Below are 15,175 nucleotides of genomic sequence, written 5' to 3' on the forward strand. Positions count from 1 at the left end.
GTGACGCGGTGATGCCGTGACGCCGAGGGCCTACCGCCCCGCGGCGGTCTCCTCGCGCACCAGCCCGGCGTACGCCTCGTCGAGCCTCCTCGTGATCTGTTCGACGCCGATGGTGTCGAGGCCCTTCTGCCCGGCGACGGCAGCCTTCGCGGCCGAGAACGCGGGCTCGAACAGGGCCCATGAGTCAGCCGTGTAGTCGGCCTGTGCCGGAGTGCCGATCTCGTTCAGGGCGCTCCGGATCGGGGCCGTGTCCACGGGGCCGTCCACGTCCCCGGGAATGGCGTTGAACGCGTCGAGAACGATCTTTCCGGACTTGAGGACGAACTTCGCCGTGTGCCTGCCGTCGGGCAGGCCGCGGAGCGTGTACGTCGCCAGGCGCTTGTCGACGGCGGCGGTCTTCGCGCCCCCCGCGACCGGCTTGCCGTCGACGTGGACGTCGAGAACGGCGCTGCCGTCATTGCCGCCGATGATGTCGATGCCCGTGCCGGTGAACGGGACGGTGAAGGATGCGCCGGCAGCCGTGCTCGTCGACGTCGACCGGTACCAGTCCATCGCGTCGCCGAATGCGGCCTTCCTGCTCCAGACGCCGTCGTAGGTGACCGAGCCGTCCATGTTGTCGATCTGGGCGCCGGCGTAGGGCGTGTACCCGTCGATCTTCTCGACCTTCAGGTTGTCGAACGCCGTCCTGTAGAAGTCGCTGCCGAGCTTGACGCGGCCTTCGGTCTGCGGAGTCGGATCCTGGTACGTGGAGACGGCTTTCCCGTCGATGAAGGCCGTGACCGTCGCGCCCTTCGCCTCGATGGCGAGGCGGTAGGTGTCGGAGGCCGCGACCGTTCCCGACTTGATCGCGGTGCCGTACTCGTAGAACGTCCAGGCGCCGTTCGGGCGGATGCGCACGTTGTAGGCGGCGTCGCTGATCGCCATGCCCTTCTGCTGGCGGACGCCCAGCGAGGCGAGTCCGCCGGCCGGGTCCGGGAAGGAGACGTCGACCGTGGCCTCGTAGTTCTCCCAGCGGAAGTCGCCGACCGTCGTGTTCGGCGTGTTCCGGTTCCAGGCGCCGGTGTCCTTCATGGACTGGTCCATGTACTGGTACAGGACGTTGTCGCCGCGCGCGTCCTTCCCGACCTCCCAGGCGCCGGTCTGGTCGACCATGTAGCGCGGCTGGTCGCCACGGGACGTCAGGTAGGGCCGGGACGCCTTGTGCGCGCCGTTGCCGGTGCCGACCTGGACCCTGCCCTCCTCCTCGTACCCGAAGTCGTCGGCGTACAGGACGTCGTCGCGGGTGTCGCGCTTCTTGCCGGTGGCGTCGGTGTCGAGCACCGTGCGGTCCCAGGACTTGGGCAGACGTTGCTTCGCCGCCTTGTCGCGGCTCTTGTCGAGCGTCGTCAGGGTGACGATCGATCGCGGCTCGACCGTGTAGGTGTAGAAGCCGTCGCTGCCGGGCCGGATCTGGTCGGCGAGGTGCTTGAAGTTCGCGTCGTAGGCCTGCCCCGCGTCGGCTCCGCGCGTCTCCCAGATCTCCATGGTCGGATCGGAGCCGAGTCGCATGTTCTCGGCCTTGACGCGGTAAGTCCTGGGCTGGTCGCTGTCGTTGACGACGACCGTCGAGAAGTCCTTCTTACGGGGATCCGCGAGCGTCAGGTAACTCGCGGCCCCGTTGGAGCCGTCGACGTTCTCGGTGCCGCTCACGCCGCTGTAACTGGCCTCCGGCACGGTACGCCAGATGCCCGCCGTGTTCGTGTCGTTCTCCCAGCCGGTCTTCGCGAACTGGGTGAAGTGCTGCATCACATAGAGGGCCGCGTCGTAGTGGAGGTAGCCCGACCACGGGTCACGCGCGCTGACGAGCTCCTTGTGGCTGTACTGCGCGCCTTCGTAGAAGGAGCCGATCGCCGGCTGGAAGATGTAGTGCGTCCTCTTCGAGTTCGCGTAGCTCTTGACGGAGCGGTTCGCGAGGTCGAGGGCACTTTGTACGCCGCCGATGCCGGTGCTCGCTCCGTTCGGGCCCTCGGTGTTGTTGACCCGGTACTCGGTATGGCCGAACGAGGCGGTGCCTTCGCTGTACCAGACTTCCTTGTCCTGGTTGTACTTGTTCTTGCCGGTCGCCAGCTTGGTGTACGGCTGATATGTGTCGCTGCCGGCGTCCCCCTCGAGCCGGTCGTCGGTGTTGTAGTGGTAGCCCACCGCGTCGACGATGCCGAAGAGTTCCTCATCGCTGAGCATCGAGGGCCCGATGTGGTGTGTGTTGTTCTCGTCGGACGCGATGATCTTGATGTCGCGGTAGGCCTTCTTGGCCTTCTCCTGCTTGTCCGCCGGGATGTCGTAGCGCGGATTCGCGAAGTCCGTGTCGGTCAGGATGGCGTTCTTGTACCACTTGATGAAGGCCTCGTCCGGATTCCGCGTCTCGTTCGTGTCCGGGTCGACGTAGTCGACCATGTACCCGTACTTCTCATAGGCGTCGAGGATCGTCTCCTTGTACCACTTGTACATCTCGTCGGAGCCCGTGCCCTTGTTCCATTCGTTCTGGACCCATTGGGGCATGACCCAGCGGAGAATCGAGACCTTGAGCTTCGGGTTGACCGTCTTGGCGTCCGCGGCCAACTGGAAACCCGGGGAACGGGACGTGTCGGCGAGTTCGTCCGCGGTGCGCATGGTGGCGGGATCGGATCCGGTCGACGTGTTCGTGTCCGATCCCATCTCGACCTTGACGTGGTTGATCAGCGGGTTCCTTCCGCCGAACAGCACTTTGATGAGCTCCCAGTACCGGCCGGGCTGCTCCGCCTTGTAGTCCATCAGCAGATTGCTCGTGCTGTTGCAGCTGAGCACGCCGAGGCCCTTGTAGGTGAGGCCGTTCATGTTGTCGGCGCGAACGTCGTCTCCGTCGACCACGACCTCCACGGGGGCGTCCGCGGTGTGGGCGGCGGGAGCGGTGATCACTCCTGCCGCCAGCGCCATGGTGGTGGCCGCGACCAGCGACGCCCATCCGGGTCTTCTCTGCGTGCCCATCCGGCTTCGACTCCCTCTTGGTGACGCCAGGTTGTCCGACATGTCGAATACTGTTCGCAAGTCCGCAGGGGACCGTAGGTGGCAAGCGCTTTCTACGTCAATCCCTCTGCATCACTTGTGAGTTGGCGGCCCGGGTTCCCCAGTCGGCAGCGGGCTCCCTTCCTTGTCTGCTAAAGGGCTTGGCGCTAAGGGCCTGGCGCTGTGACGGACTCACGTCCAACTGCGCGCACTTGCACGCACGTTCGTGAGGTGGGCGGGCTGACGCCCAACGGGCGGAACCTGCAAAGCCGTTGAGCCTGGGGGGTCACAGGGCCTCGGGAGGCGCGCAGTCCTCGCCAACTGCTAAATACGTTCGTGTTAAACGGCTTCCTCGTCGGTCGCGGGGGAAGTACGGTCCCGGTGCCCGGTCCGATCGGCCGGGCACCGCCTCGTCATCCGCGTGCGGACACGTCCGCACAGGCAGGGGATGGAACAATGCGCAACAAAGGCAGACAGACAGCCGCCGGCTTCGTCGTGGTCGCGTCGCTGCTGGCCGCCGGGATCACCGGCGTGGCCCAGGCACACGACGGCGTCGGCTCCACGGACGGCGCCATCGACAACGCCCAGGCCACGCACGACCACGACCAGCACGGGGGAACCGAAGGACACCTGCCGGCGAGCAGCGACGACGTCCGCCTCGTCAGCAAGCTCCAACTCGACACCGTAGAGGGCAAGATCGCGGACGTCGGGGTCTACAAGGGATACGCCTACCTCGCTTCCTGGGGCGGAGTGGGCTGCGAGAACACCGGCGTGCACGTGGTCGACATCCGCAACCCCGGCAAGCCGAAGAAGGCCGCCTTCATTCCGCAGACGGGCAGCGCCCCGGGCGAAGGCATCCAGACCATCCACGTCAGCACGCCCGCCTTCACCGGCGACATCCTCGTCACCAACAACGAGATCTGCGGTGACGGCGGCGTGGGCGGCATGAACATCTACGACGTCACCGACCCGACCCACCCCAAGACCCTGGCCAACGGCGTCGGCGACTTCACCCTCGGCGACGAGACGACCGAACTGGCCCGCCAGATCCACAGCGCCTTCGCCTGGGACGCGGGCGACAAGGCGTACGCCGTCCTCGTCGACAACGAAGAGGGCACCGACGTCGACATCATGGACATCACCGACCCGGCGAAGGCCACGCTCGTGGCCGAGTACGACCTCGACGAGACCTTCCCGCAGATCGTCCAGGGGGCACCGGCAAATCTCAGCGAGATCTTCCTGCACGACATGGTCGTCAAGCGGATCAACGGCCGCCAGATCATGGTCGCCTCCTACTGGGACGCCGGGTACGTGACGCTCGACGTGACCGACCCGAAGAAGATCAAGTACATCGGCGACACGGACTTCGCCGACCCCGACCCCGAGGCGGCCGAGAGCGGTCTCACCGTGGCCCCCGAAGGCAACGGCCACCAGGCCGAGTTCACCCTCGACAACCGCTATGTCATCGGCGCCGATGAGGACTTCAGCCCGTACGCGCTGTCGGCCCGCAACGTCACCGACAGCACCGACATCACCGCCGGGCAGGGCATCCCCCTCGAACCGGGACGCACGGTCACCGGCGGCTCGGTGTACGTCGGGGGCGCCTGCGACGCCGACCCGGCAGTGCCGGCCGGCGACCCGGCCGCGGTGGACGTCGCCGTCGTCGAACGCGGCGTGTGCACCTTCAACGAGAAGGCCGCGAACGTCGAGGCCGCCGGCGGCTACGACGCGATCCTCGTCTTCAACCGCACCGGCACCGACGCCTGCGACGCGCAGTCCGGCATGACCGTCGAGGGCACCCTGCCCACCTTCGGCGTCGCGCCGCGCGGCCAGGGCTTCGCGATCTTCGACCAGCCCTACAGCGAAGCCGACTGCCTCGCGGGCACGGGCCCGCAGACCCTGCCGGTCCCCGTCGGCACCAAGGGCGACCAGCTCACGTTCGCCTCGAACTTCGACGGCTGGGGCTACGCGCACCTCTACCGCAACGAGCGCGGCAAGATGACCGAACTCGACACGTACGCGATCCCGGAGGCGCACGATCCGGCGTACGCCTCGGGCTTCGGCGACCTGTCGGTCCACGAGGTCGCCACCTCGCAGGTCCGCCCGGACCTCGGGTACTTCGCCTACTACGCGGGCGGCTTCCGGGTCACCAAGGTCAAGAACAACAAGCTCGTCGAGGTGGGCCACTACATCGACAAGGGCGGCAACAACTTCTGGGGCGTGCAGACCTTCAACTCCGCGGGCCAGGAGTACGTCGCCGCGTCCGACCGCGACTACGGGCTCTACATCTTCAAGTACACCGGGAGGCAGTGAAGGGGTGAGGCGGTGATGCTGTGAGGCGAACGGCCTGACCCCTCATCCTGGTACCGAGCGGCTCCCACCGGAACTTGGTGGGAGCCGCACTACGATGAACGTCCACTCGAATAAAGTCCCGTTCCGGGAGCGAAGGGGGCGGTCGTGCGTCAGCTGGGTGAGCTCGAAGCGGAGATCATGTACCGCCTGTGGGCCTGGGGGCGGCCGGCCACCGCGCGCGATGTCCTGACGGACATCAACAAACAGCGGCCCATCGCCTACAGCACGGTCAAGACCGTGGCCGACATCCTGTACCGCAAGGGCCTGCTCAAGCGGCACAAGGAGGGACGGGCCTGGGTGTACACGCCCACCTGCACCCGTCAGCAGTACACGGCGACGCTGATGCAGGAAGCGCTCGGCAGCAATCCGGACCCGGCCGGAACCCTGGTCAGTTTCCTGGAACAGATGACGCCTCAGGAGGCGAACGTCCTGCGCTCGGCGCTCCGAGCGGTGAAGAGGCGGAGCGAGACATGATCCCAGCCGTGGTGCTGGCCGGATACGCGATCCTGGTGGGTGTCACGGCGCCGTCCCTGCTGTCGCGGGCGCGGTGGCCTCATCGTGCACCGGTCCTCGCGGTCTTCGTCTGGCACGGGCTCATGGCGACGTTCGTCGTCACCACCGCGCTCTCGGTACACCACGTGATCCACGCCGAGCATCATGTGCACCACGGCCTGGTCGACCTGCTCATCGGATGCGCGCTGACCGGCCATGCCCCGGAGGGCGGGTCCGCGCCCGGTCCGGTCGACGTCCTGGCGTTCGTCGTTCCCGCGCTGATCGTCCTGTTGCCCTTCGGCTGGTCGCTGTACTGCGCCGGGCGGGCTCGCCGGGCGCGGCGGCGACACCTCGATGTGCTTGCCCTCGTCGGTGAACTCGTTCCCGAACTGGGCGCCACCGTCGTGGAGTACGCCGTTCCGGCCGTCTACTGCCTGCCCGGCCGTCGACGCCGTGTCGTCATCACCCGGGGCGCCCTTGATGTCCTGTCCGAGGCGCAGCTGAGAGCCGTCCTGGAACACGAGCGCGCGCATATCCAGGGCCGGCACCATCTGCTCCACGTCCTGGTGGAGGCGTTCTCCCGCGCCTTCCCCGGCCTGCCGCTCGCTCGGTACGCCAAGGAGCAGACGGCTCTGCTGGTGGAGATGATCGCGGACGACCGCGCCCTGCGGCTCCATCCGCGGGACGTCCTCGCCACCGCGATGTGCGAGGTGGCGACGGCGTCGGCACCGCAGGCGGCCCTGGGCGCGGGCGGGCCTGGCGCCCTCATCCGGCTGCGCCGCGTGCTCACCCCGCCGTCCCGGCCGCATCGGGCGGCGTGGCTGGGCGGGGTGGCCGCGACCGTCGCCGGGGCGCTGCTGCCCCTGCTGATGGCGTGCGGGCTCTGAAAGGACGTCCGGTGCCGGGCGGCAGCGGGTCGGGTGTCGGCCTGTGCGGAGTTCGGCTCGGGTGACGTGACCGACGGCGCGGTGCGGCGGCACCGTGGGTACGCGCCGTCCGGTGTGGGGACGGGCCTGGGCGGTGATCACGCCGACGGGGTGCCCAGCCGCAGCGTGCCGTCGGCGGTCTGCCGGGCGACGCGGTGGGCGAGGGCGCCGGAGTGGCGGTGGCGGTGGCGAGGGCGACGGCGCAGACGCGGCCGATCGCCGGGAAACCTCCGGTTCCGACCTGCTGCACGTGTTCCGGTGCCGGCGGCCGGTAAAAACGCTTGGACTCCGCGAGCGCCCTCGCGGGACACTGCCATACCTCCCGGACAGGCACGTCGCGGGCCGCCGCATGACACCACGGGGTGGGGATGGGATCGTCTGGATCGCGCGTAGTCGAGCGGAGCAAGGGCTCGGTGCTCCTCGCGCTTCGTTACTACGGACGGGAGTTGTCCCGCCTCCGATGGCTGACGGTGCCCGCGATGCTGCTGCCGGCGCTGGGCACCACCGGCATCAACTACATCGCGCCGCTCGTCGTCGCGAAACTCGTCGGCCACATCGCCGACGACGGCGGTATCGCCCTCGGCTCGGCGCTGCCCTACGTCCTCCTCTTCGCCGGCGTCCTGCTGTTCGCGGAGACGCTGTGGCGCATCGGCCTGCACTTCCTGAACCGCCTTGCCGCCCTCGGCATCGAGCACCTGTACGTGATCGGCATGGACGAACTGTTCGCCAAGGACGCCGCGTTCTTCCACGACAACTTCGCCGGAGCGCTGACCAAGCGCGTCCTGAGCTTCGCCAGCCGCTTCGAGGAGGCCGTCGACACGCTGACGTTCCAGGTCGTGGCCAGCCTCGCGCCGCTGCTGTTCGGCTCGGTGGTGCTGTGGCGCTACGAACCGCTGCTCGTCGTCGGGCTCCTGACGATGATCGCGCTGACGGCGCTGTGCGTGACCCCCCTCATCCGTCGCCGCCAGGCGCTCGTCGATCAGCGCGAGGAGGCGATCGCCCGGGTGTCGGGGCACGTCGCCGACAGCCTGATGAACATGGACACGGTCCAGGCGTTCGCCGCCGAGGAACGCGAGGCCGCCGAGCACCGCTTACGCGTCGCGGAGTCCCGGCGGCTCACGCTGAGGTCGTGGGACTACGGCAACCTGCGCATCGACACGCTGGTCGCGCCGATGTCCGTGCTGACCAACGCGCTGGGCCTGCTGCTCGCGGTCGCGCTCGGCGGGGGCAGGCTCGGCGTGGAGGCGATCGTCGTCGCCTTCACCTACTACAACAACGCTACGCAGATCATGTTCGAGTTCAACCAGATCTACCGCCGTCTGGAGAGCTCGATGACGGAGGCCGCCCAGTTCACCGAACTGCTGCTGAAGCCGCCGACCGTGCTCGACCCTGAGGCGCCGGAGCCGCTGGTGCCCGGCGCCGCCGACGTCCGCTTCGAGCAGGTGACCTTCGCCCACGCGGGCGCCGAGCCGCTCTTCGAGGGCCTCGACCTGACGGTGCCCAGCGGAACGAAGATCGGGCTCGTCGGCCGGTCCGGCGGCGGCAAGACCACGCTCAGCCGGCTGCTGCTGCGGATGACCGACATCGACGGCGGCCGGATCCTGATCGGGGGCCAGGACATCAGCCGGCTGCGCCAGGCCGACCTGCGCGGCCTGATCGCCTACGTGCCGCAGGACCCGGCGATGTTCCACCGCACACTGCGGGAGAACATCGCGTTCGCCCGGCCGGACGCCACCGACGCCGAGATCCGCGACGCGGCCGAGGCGGCCCACGTCACGGAGTTCGCCGACGCGCTGCCGGACGGCTTCGACACCATGGTGGGCGAACGCGGCGTCAAGCTGTCCGGCGGACAGCGCCAACGGGTCGCCCTCGCCCGGGCGATCCTGCGCGACGCGCCGATCCTGCTGCTCGACGAGGCCACCAGCGCCCTGGACTCCGAGAGCGAGATCCTCGTCCAGGAGGCGCTGTGGCGGCTCATGGAGGGGCGGACGGCGCTCGTGGTGGCGCACCGGCTGAGCACGGTCGCGACCATGGACCAACTCGTCGTCCTCGACCGCGGACGGATCGTCGAGCAGGGCACCCACCAGGAACTGCTCGCATCGGACGGCGCCTACGCCAAGCTGTGGCAGCACCAGTCGGGCGGCTTCCTCGACGACAGCGAGAACGCCGAGGTCGCCGGGCGGTGACCGGAACCCCCATCCCTCACTTCAGGCCGATGTGCGCCCCGGGCCCGAGCGGCAGGTCGAAGCCGTAGAAGATCCCCAGGATCGCCAGCCACACCACGAGGAACGGCCCGACGAAGATCGACAGCCGGGCGATGAGCGTGCCCAGCCGTGCCTCGGGCTCGTACCGGCGCACCATCGCCAGCAGCAGGAAGACGTACGGGTTCATCGGCGTGATGATGCCGGTCGCGGAGTCACCGATGCGGAAGGCGGCCTGGCTGAGGGCCGGGCTCATGCCGAGCAGCATGAAGGCGGGCACGAACACCGGACCGACCAGGGACCACAGGGCGGAGCCGGAGACGATGAAGAGGTTGAGACAGGCCGTCAGGAGGACGAACGCGACCAGCGCCCAGAAGCCGGTCAGGCCGATGGAGCCGAGCCCCGCCGCGGCCTTCACCGCGAGCAGGATCCCCACGTTGGACCAGTTGAACAGCGCGATGACCTGAGCGGCGACGAACATCAGCACGATGTAGCCCGACATGTTCTTCACGGAGTCGGACATGGCCGTGACCACGCCCTCCGAGCCGCCGAGCGCCTTGACCGTGAAGCCGTAGGTGAGCCCGGCCAGCAGGAACGCGCCGAACAGCACCGGGACGATGCCGGTGAGCAGAGGGGACGGCACCAGCGCCCCGCCCTCGCCGCGCAGCGGGGCACCCTCGGGCAGCCACAGGGACAGCACCGCGCCCGTGTAGAGGACGACGACCAGGCCGGTGAGCAGCAGCCCGCGCCGCTGGACCGGTGTGAGGGTGAGGTCCTGGTCCGCGGGCTCGTCGTCCCCGGAGGCTTCGTACGTGCCCAGGCGCGGTTCGAGCACGCGGCTGATGAGGAAACCGCCCAGCAGCCCCAGCACAAGACTGCTGGAGGCGGTGAAGAAGTAGTTGACGAGCAGATTCAGATCGAGTCCTGCGGTGGCCGGCAGGACCGCGGCCGCCTGCTGGGTGATGCCGATGTACAGGGCGTCCAGGGAGCCGATGGTGAACCCGGCCGCGTACCCCGCGCCGACGCACGCGAAGCCGCCGATGAGGCCGGCCACCGGATGGCGTCCGGCGCTCCTGAAGACCACGGCCGCCAGCGGCGGCAGCACGATCGACGCGACGTCGCTGATCATGTGCGCCTGACAGGCGATCAGCGCCACCAGATACGGCAGCACCGCGCGCGGCGCGCGGGCCAGCGTGGCCCGCATGACGCTCTCCAGGAGCCCGGCCTTCTCCGCGACCCCGACCGCCATGATCATGAGCAGTACGGCGGCGATGGGCGGGAACGTGGCGAAGTTGGTGACGAGGTTCTCCGCCAGCCAGCGCACGCCCTCGCCGGTGAACAGCCCGGTGATGGGCTTCGTGTCGTCCGTGCCGGGAACGGTGACGTCCACGTCGGCGACCGCGAGCGCGGTGGAGACGACGGCGAGGACCACGAACAGGGCGGTGAACAGGACGATCGGGTTCGGCAGCGCGTTGCCCGCCCGCTCGATCAGCGAGAGCACCCGGTCGATGCCGCTCGGGCGGCCCGAGTGGGGAGACTCGCTGTCCGGGGCGGGGAGTTCGGTCAGTGAGGACATCAGGGCCGCCTTCCGGCCGGTGCCGCCGGAAACGGCAGGTCCTTGCGTACGACGCCGTCCTGGACGACGCAGACGATGTTCGCGGGATCGCCGAGGACGCCGATGTCCTTCAGCGGGTCGCCCTCGCAGACGACCAGGTCCGCGGTGCGGCCCGGGGTGAGGGTGCCCAACCGGTCGGCGACACCGAGGAGTTCGGCCGACGTGCGGGTGCCGGCGACGATGGCGGCCATGGGATCCATGCCCAGGTCCACCAGATAGCTGAGCTCCATCAGGTTCACGCCGTGCGGGCCGACGGCCGCGTCGGTGCCCAGCGCGATCCGGGCGCCGTACGCGATGGCCCGGGCGATGTTCTCCTTGGTGGTGCCCGACCAGCGGACCTTCTTCTGGTAGTGGTAGTCCGCCATCGTGTCCTTGTTGATGCCCGCGTAGACGGTGGACAGCGTCGGTACGACGAAGACGCCCCGCTCGCCCGCCAGGTCCAACGCCCGCTCGTCCAGGCCGTATCCGTGCTCGATGCTGGTCACGCCGCCGCGGAGCGCGTTGAGGATGCCCGCGTTGCCCTGGGCGTGGGCGGCGACCGGCTTGCCGCCGTGGCGGCGGGCCTCGTCCACGACGGCCCGGATCTCCTCCTCCAGCAGGCCCTCGTCGTCCGGGTCGTCGTAGGGGCTGCCCATGCCGCCCGTGGCGCAGACCTTCACCAGGTCGGCGCCGTCCCGCAGCACCCGGCGCACCGCGAGCCGGGCCGCGTCCGTGTCGTCGGCGATCTCCGACATCCCGGCGCTGAGGTCGGTGCCGTCGGGCAGACGGACGTCGGCGTGGCCGCCGGTGTGGCTGATGATCCGCACGGCGGTGTGCAGGCGCGGGCCCACGATCCGTCCGCTCTCGACGGCCGTACGGAAGCCCGCCGGCAGTCCGCCCAGGTCGCGGGCGGTGGTGATGCCGGCGTCGAGGGTCTGCCGCAGCCGCGCCGCCGTGTCGAAGGTGACCAGGACCGGGTCGAGTTCCGCGCGCCGCCCGGGCGGCGAACCGTGCGCGTAGGCGAGGTGGACGTGGCAGTCGAAGAAGCCGGGCAGTACGGTCCGGCCGCCGGCGTCGACGACACGGACCGAGGAGTCGTCCTCGGTGACCGGGGGCGCGGTCGCGGCGGGTCCGGCGTAGGTGATGATGCCCTGGGCATCGATGGTGACGACAGCGTCGTCCACGGGGGACGAGCCCGTGCCGTCGATCAGCCGGGCGTGGTGGACCCGCAGGGCGGTCCGGGTGGCCTCGGGCATCGTGGCGTCCGTCATGGGTGCGGTCACTCCTGTGTTGTCGGCAACAGGGAAGGGAGTGTGGAATGCGCGGGAAAACCTCGTGTGACGGTGCAGCTTTCGCGCCGGATTCCCCGGGCGCGCGCAGAGAAGTGCCGTCCAAGGGCGCGCAGGATTATGCCGGTGAGGGCGCCGCCGTGGAACTCGACGAGCTCGATCGCGGCCTCGTGCACGCCCTCCAGATCCACCCCAGGGCCCCGTGGACGCTCGTCGGCGACGTGCTCGGGGTCAACCCGGTCACCGTCGCCCGGCGTTGGCAGCGGCTCCAGGAGGCGGGCCTGGCCTGGGTGACCGCCTATCCCCGGCTGGACAACACGCGGATCGTGGTGACCGGCGTGGTCGAGGTGGACACAGAGCCGGGCGTCGCCGAGGACGTGGCGCGGGCCTTCGCCGCGGACCCGGCGGTGGCGAACATCAAGCTCACGGCGGGCGGGCGCGACCTGGTGGCCGCCGTACAGGCCCGCAGCCTGGACGAGTTGGCCCGCGTCACCACGCTGATGTTCCAGCGGACACCGGGAGTCCGCGCGACGCGTACGCACGTGTCGACCGGCGTGCCCACCGAGGGCAGCCGCTGGCGGCTGCGCAGCCTGGACGAACTCCAGAGCGCGCGCGTCGAGGCGGCCATTCCCCCGGCCGGCCTGCCCGCACCCGCCGCCGAGGCCCGCTGGGACGACCTGGACGCGCGGCTGCTGGAACTGCTGAGCGCCGACGGGCGCATGTCGCTGCGCGACCTGTCGGCGGGCAGCGACACGAGCCTCACCACGGTGCGCCGCAGACTCCAGTCGCTGCTCGCCACCCGGCTGAGCCTGCGCTGCGACCTGGCCCGGCCGCTGTCGGGATGGCCCCTGTCCGCCGTGTACTTCGCCTCTGTGCCGGGCCAGTACGTGGCGGAGACCAGCAGGGCGCTGTCCGGGGTGCGGGAGGTCCGCTCCTGCGCGATCACGGCCGGCCCGCACAATCTGGTGATCGACGTGTGGCTGCGCGACCTGCACGACGTACACGCCTTCGAGGCCCACCTGTCCCGCAAGCTGCCGCGCCTCACCGTCGCCGACCGCTCGGTGGTGCTGCGTACGGTCAAGCACATGGGGCGCCTGCTGGACCACGACGGCCGCTGTGCGGGAGTGGTGCCGCTCCGGCTGCCGCAGGGGGAGCGGGGCCGGGGCCCGGTCGGGGCGGCAGGTATAACCGGGGCATGATCTATCACGTCGTACCGCTCGCCGCATGGAACGCCGAACCCGACCGCCCCTACGCCCCCGCTTCCCTCGCGGAGGAGGGCTTCGTGCACTGTTCCCCGGACGAGGAGACCACGCTCGCCGTCGTCAACGCCTTCTACCCGTCCGCGCCGAGGCCGCTGCTGGCGCTGCTTCTCGACGAGGGCCGGCTCGGCGCCCGGGTGGAGCGGGAGAAGGCGGTTCCCGTCCCGCCGCCCGGGGTCGCCGAGAGCGCCTTGTTCCCTCATGTGTTCGGGCCCATAGACCGCGATGCCGTCGAGCGGGTTCTTCAGGTCCGGTGGGACGCGGAAGGCCGGGCCATAGGGCTGACGGACCCGGGCTGACGGCTCAGGAGGCCGGCTGGGTCACCTTCGTCGCGGGTCCGGCCCTCCGCGCTCCTCAGATCACGTAGCCCACATGCGCCAGCGCCTGCTGGAGCAGCACCCCGTGACCGCCCGGCATCTCGCTCCGCACCGCGGGGGACAGGGCCTCCTGCGGGCTGAACCAGACGAGGTCGAGGGCGTCCTGCCGGGGGCGGCAGTCGCCGGTCACGGGGACGACGTAGGCGAGGGACACCGCGTGCTGGCGCGGGTCGTGGAACGGCGTGATGCCCTGCGTCGGGAAGTACTCGGCCACGGTGAAGGGCTGCAAAGAGGCCGGTACCTGGGGTAGGGCCATCGGGCCGAGATCCTTCTCCAGGTGGCGAAGGAGGGCGTCCCGGACGCGCTCGTGGTGCATCACCCGGCCGGACACCAGGGCCCGGCTGACCGTTCCGTCGGGGCCGATGCGCAGCAGCACACCGACACTGGTGACTTCGCCGCTGTCGTCGACGCGCACGGGCACGGCCTCGACGTACAGGATCGGCATGCGGGCGCGCGCCATTTCGAGCTCGTCGGAGCTCAGCCAACCGGGCGTGGTATCGGTCATGTCAGACATTGCTAGATCATACTTTCAGGAGATGGCGGGAAAGCGATAGACCCGGCGGGCATTGTCCGCCCCCGCCCAGGCGGCGATCCGCAGCGCGTCCGGCAGGCTGAGCTCGTCGGCATCCACCCGTTCCTGGAGCAGACCGGCCAGGCCCTGCCGGAAGGCCAGCGCGCCCAGGTGGTAGAACTCGGCCACCGCGTAGGCGTCGGAGCTGTACAGCAGTTTGCGGAACGGGGTGATCTCCAGCGCCTCCGCCAGGACCGCCCGCGCCCGGGCGGGGCCGACGTAGTGCAGGGCGAGCCCCACATCGAGGTACACCTGCTCGAACACGGCGGCCAGATACGCGGCCTGGCGCTGGTAGGGCCAGCAGTGCAGCAGGAGCACGGGAATCGTGCCGGCGGTCAGGTGCAGCCAGTCCGTCAGGTGGGTGGGATCGACTCGGTGCAGGCGGATGTCGGCGTCGCCGAAGCCGGTGTGCAGCTGGAGGGGCAGCCCCAGGTCCACGGCCGTCCACAGCAGATGCCGTACGAGCACCGGATCGGCCAGCCGGCCGCCGACGGCCGGCCAGCGGCGGGCCGCCTCGGTGACCTCCGCGTCCGTGGGGCGGGTCGGGTCCAGGTCGAAGCCGGTGCGGTAGGCGGCGACCGACTTCACCGCCACCACACCCGGCCGCCGTACGGCCTGCTCCGCCGCCGCGCGAAACGTTTCCGCGTACGCGTCCGGCTCCACTCCCGCGGCGGCCACGGTCTCGGCGACGCTTTCCAGCCGTACGACCTCGTAGGCGGTGCCGTCGGCGGCCTCGGCCAGCTCCGGCGGGGTGGTGATGCGGTCGGGGGCGTACCCGGTGTCGACGCAGAAGACATCGGTGCCTGCGGCGGCGAGGAACCGGCGGTTCACCTCGCGCGCGCCGAGCTCGGTCCGCCGCGCCACGTAGTCCTCGGCGGGCGCGTGGCGCGGCAGGTCCAGCAGGGGAGCGCAGTGGCGGCGGACGGCCACGCCGACAGGGCTGTCGAAGGGGGAGATCCCCGGCCAGGCCTCGCCCTCGGTGATGAGTGACTCGAAGGCCGTACGGTCCAGGCCGGCCGTCACGACCCCGTGGCAGTGGTGGTCGACCAGCCGCACGGCGGCGAGCGTCTCGTGGACGGGGCCCGCGCTCATC

General features: G+C 69.9%; 11 protein-coding genes. 6 read left to right on the forward strand and 5 right to left on the reverse strand.

Translation table 11 applies throughout. From position 1 onward, the window contains the following. Nucleotides 1-30 precede the first annotated feature (30 nt). Nucleotides 31-3,003: a GH59 galactosidase gene (locus AB0I77_RS14510; protein WP_363282869.1), complete on the reverse strand. Its 2,973-nt coding sequence runs from the start codon at nucleotides 3,001-3,003 to the stop codon at nucleotides 31-33. A gap of 474 nt (nucleotides 3,004-3,477) precedes the next feature. Here AB0I77_RS14510 and AB0I77_RS14515 point away from each other — a divergent pair, with 474 nt between their 5' ends. From AB0I77_RS14515 to AB0I77_RS14530, 4 genes are all read left to right on the forward strand, one after another. Next, nucleotides 3,478-5,334 (forward strand): PA domain-containing protein, encoded by a 1,857-nt coding sequence (locus AB0I77_RS14515; protein WP_363282870.1) that lies wholly within the window; start codon nucleotides 3,478-3,480, stop codon nucleotides 5,332-5,334. 144 nt (nucleotides 5,335-5,478) lie between these two features. Continuing rightward, on the forward strand, nucleotides 5,479-5,847 hold the full coding sequence (locus AB0I77_RS14520; RefSeq protein WP_363282871.1) for a BlaI/MecI/CopY family transcriptional regulator: 369 nt from the start codon (nucleotides 5,479-5,481) through the stop codon (nucleotides 5,845-5,847). Then, on the forward strand, nucleotides 5,844-6,752 hold the full coding sequence (locus AB0I77_RS14525; protein ID WP_363282872.1) for a M56 family metallopeptidase: 909 nt from the start codon (nucleotides 5,844-5,846) through the stop codon (nucleotides 6,750-6,752). Before AB0I77_RS14520 ends, AB0I77_RS14525 begins: the two co-directional genes overlap by 4 nt. A gap of 407 nt (nucleotides 6,753-7,159) precedes the next feature. Continuing rightward, nucleotides 7,160-8,977, forward strand: coding sequence for an ABC transporter ATP-binding protein (locus AB0I77_RS14530; protein WP_363282873.1), 1,818 nt, complete (start codon nucleotides 7,160-7,162; stop codon nucleotides 8,975-8,977). Between the two features lie 16 nt (nucleotides 8,978-8,993). On the opposite strand, the gene AB0I77_RS14535 is transcribed toward AB0I77_RS14530, so the two are convergent. After that, nucleotides 8,994-10,568, reverse strand: coding sequence for an AbgT family transporter (locus AB0I77_RS14535; protein ID WP_363282874.1), 1,575 nt, complete (start codon nucleotides 10,566-10,568; stop codon nucleotides 8,994-8,996). Continuing rightward, entirely contained in the window at nucleotides 10,568-11,857 is a 1,290-nt protein-coding gene (locus AB0I77_RS14540) for an amidohydrolase family protein (RefSeq protein WP_363282875.1), read from the reverse strand. Before AB0I77_RS14540 ends, AB0I77_RS14535 begins: the two co-directional genes overlap by 1 nt. 47 nt (nucleotides 11,858-11,904) lie before the next feature. Here AB0I77_RS14540 and AB0I77_RS14545 point away from each other — a divergent pair, with 47 nt between their 5' ends. Together AB0I77_RS14545 and AB0I77_RS14550 are read left to right on the forward strand one after the other, a co-directional pair. Continuing rightward, entirely contained in the window at nucleotides 11,905-13,074 is a 1,170-nt protein-coding gene (locus AB0I77_RS14545; protein WP_363282876.1) for an Lrp/AsnC family transcriptional regulator, read from the forward strand. Beyond that, entirely contained in the window at nucleotides 13,071-13,433 is a 363-nt protein-coding gene (locus AB0I77_RS14550) for a DUF952 domain-containing protein (protein ID WP_363282877.1), read from the forward strand. Before AB0I77_RS14545 ends, AB0I77_RS14550 begins: the two co-directional genes overlap by 4 nt. A gap of 55 nt (nucleotides 13,434-13,488) precedes the next feature. Here the strand turns inward: AB0I77_RS14550 and AB0I77_RS14555 are convergent, their stop codons facing one another. Both AB0I77_RS14555 and AB0I77_RS14560 read right to left on the reverse strand, forming a co-directional pair. Beyond that, complete coding sequence (locus AB0I77_RS14555; RefSeq protein WP_363282878.1) at nucleotides 13,489-14,025, reverse strand: NUDIX hydrolase family protein; 537 nt, start codon at nucleotides 14,023-14,025, stop codon at nucleotides 13,489-13,491. Nucleotides 14,026-14,040: 15 nt separating this feature from the next. Further along, nucleotides 14,041-15,174, reverse strand: coding sequence for an amidohydrolase family protein (locus tag AB0I77_RS14560; RefSeq protein ID WP_363282879.1), 1,134 nt, complete (start codon nucleotides 15,172-15,174; stop codon nucleotides 14,041-14,043). Nucleotide 15,175: the final 1 nt, after the last annotated feature.

Origin of the sequence: Streptomyces sp. NPDC050619 (assembly GCF_040654815.1) — a bacterium.
GTDB lineage: Bacteria > Actinomycetota > Actinomycetes > Streptomycetales > Streptomycetaceae > Streptomyces.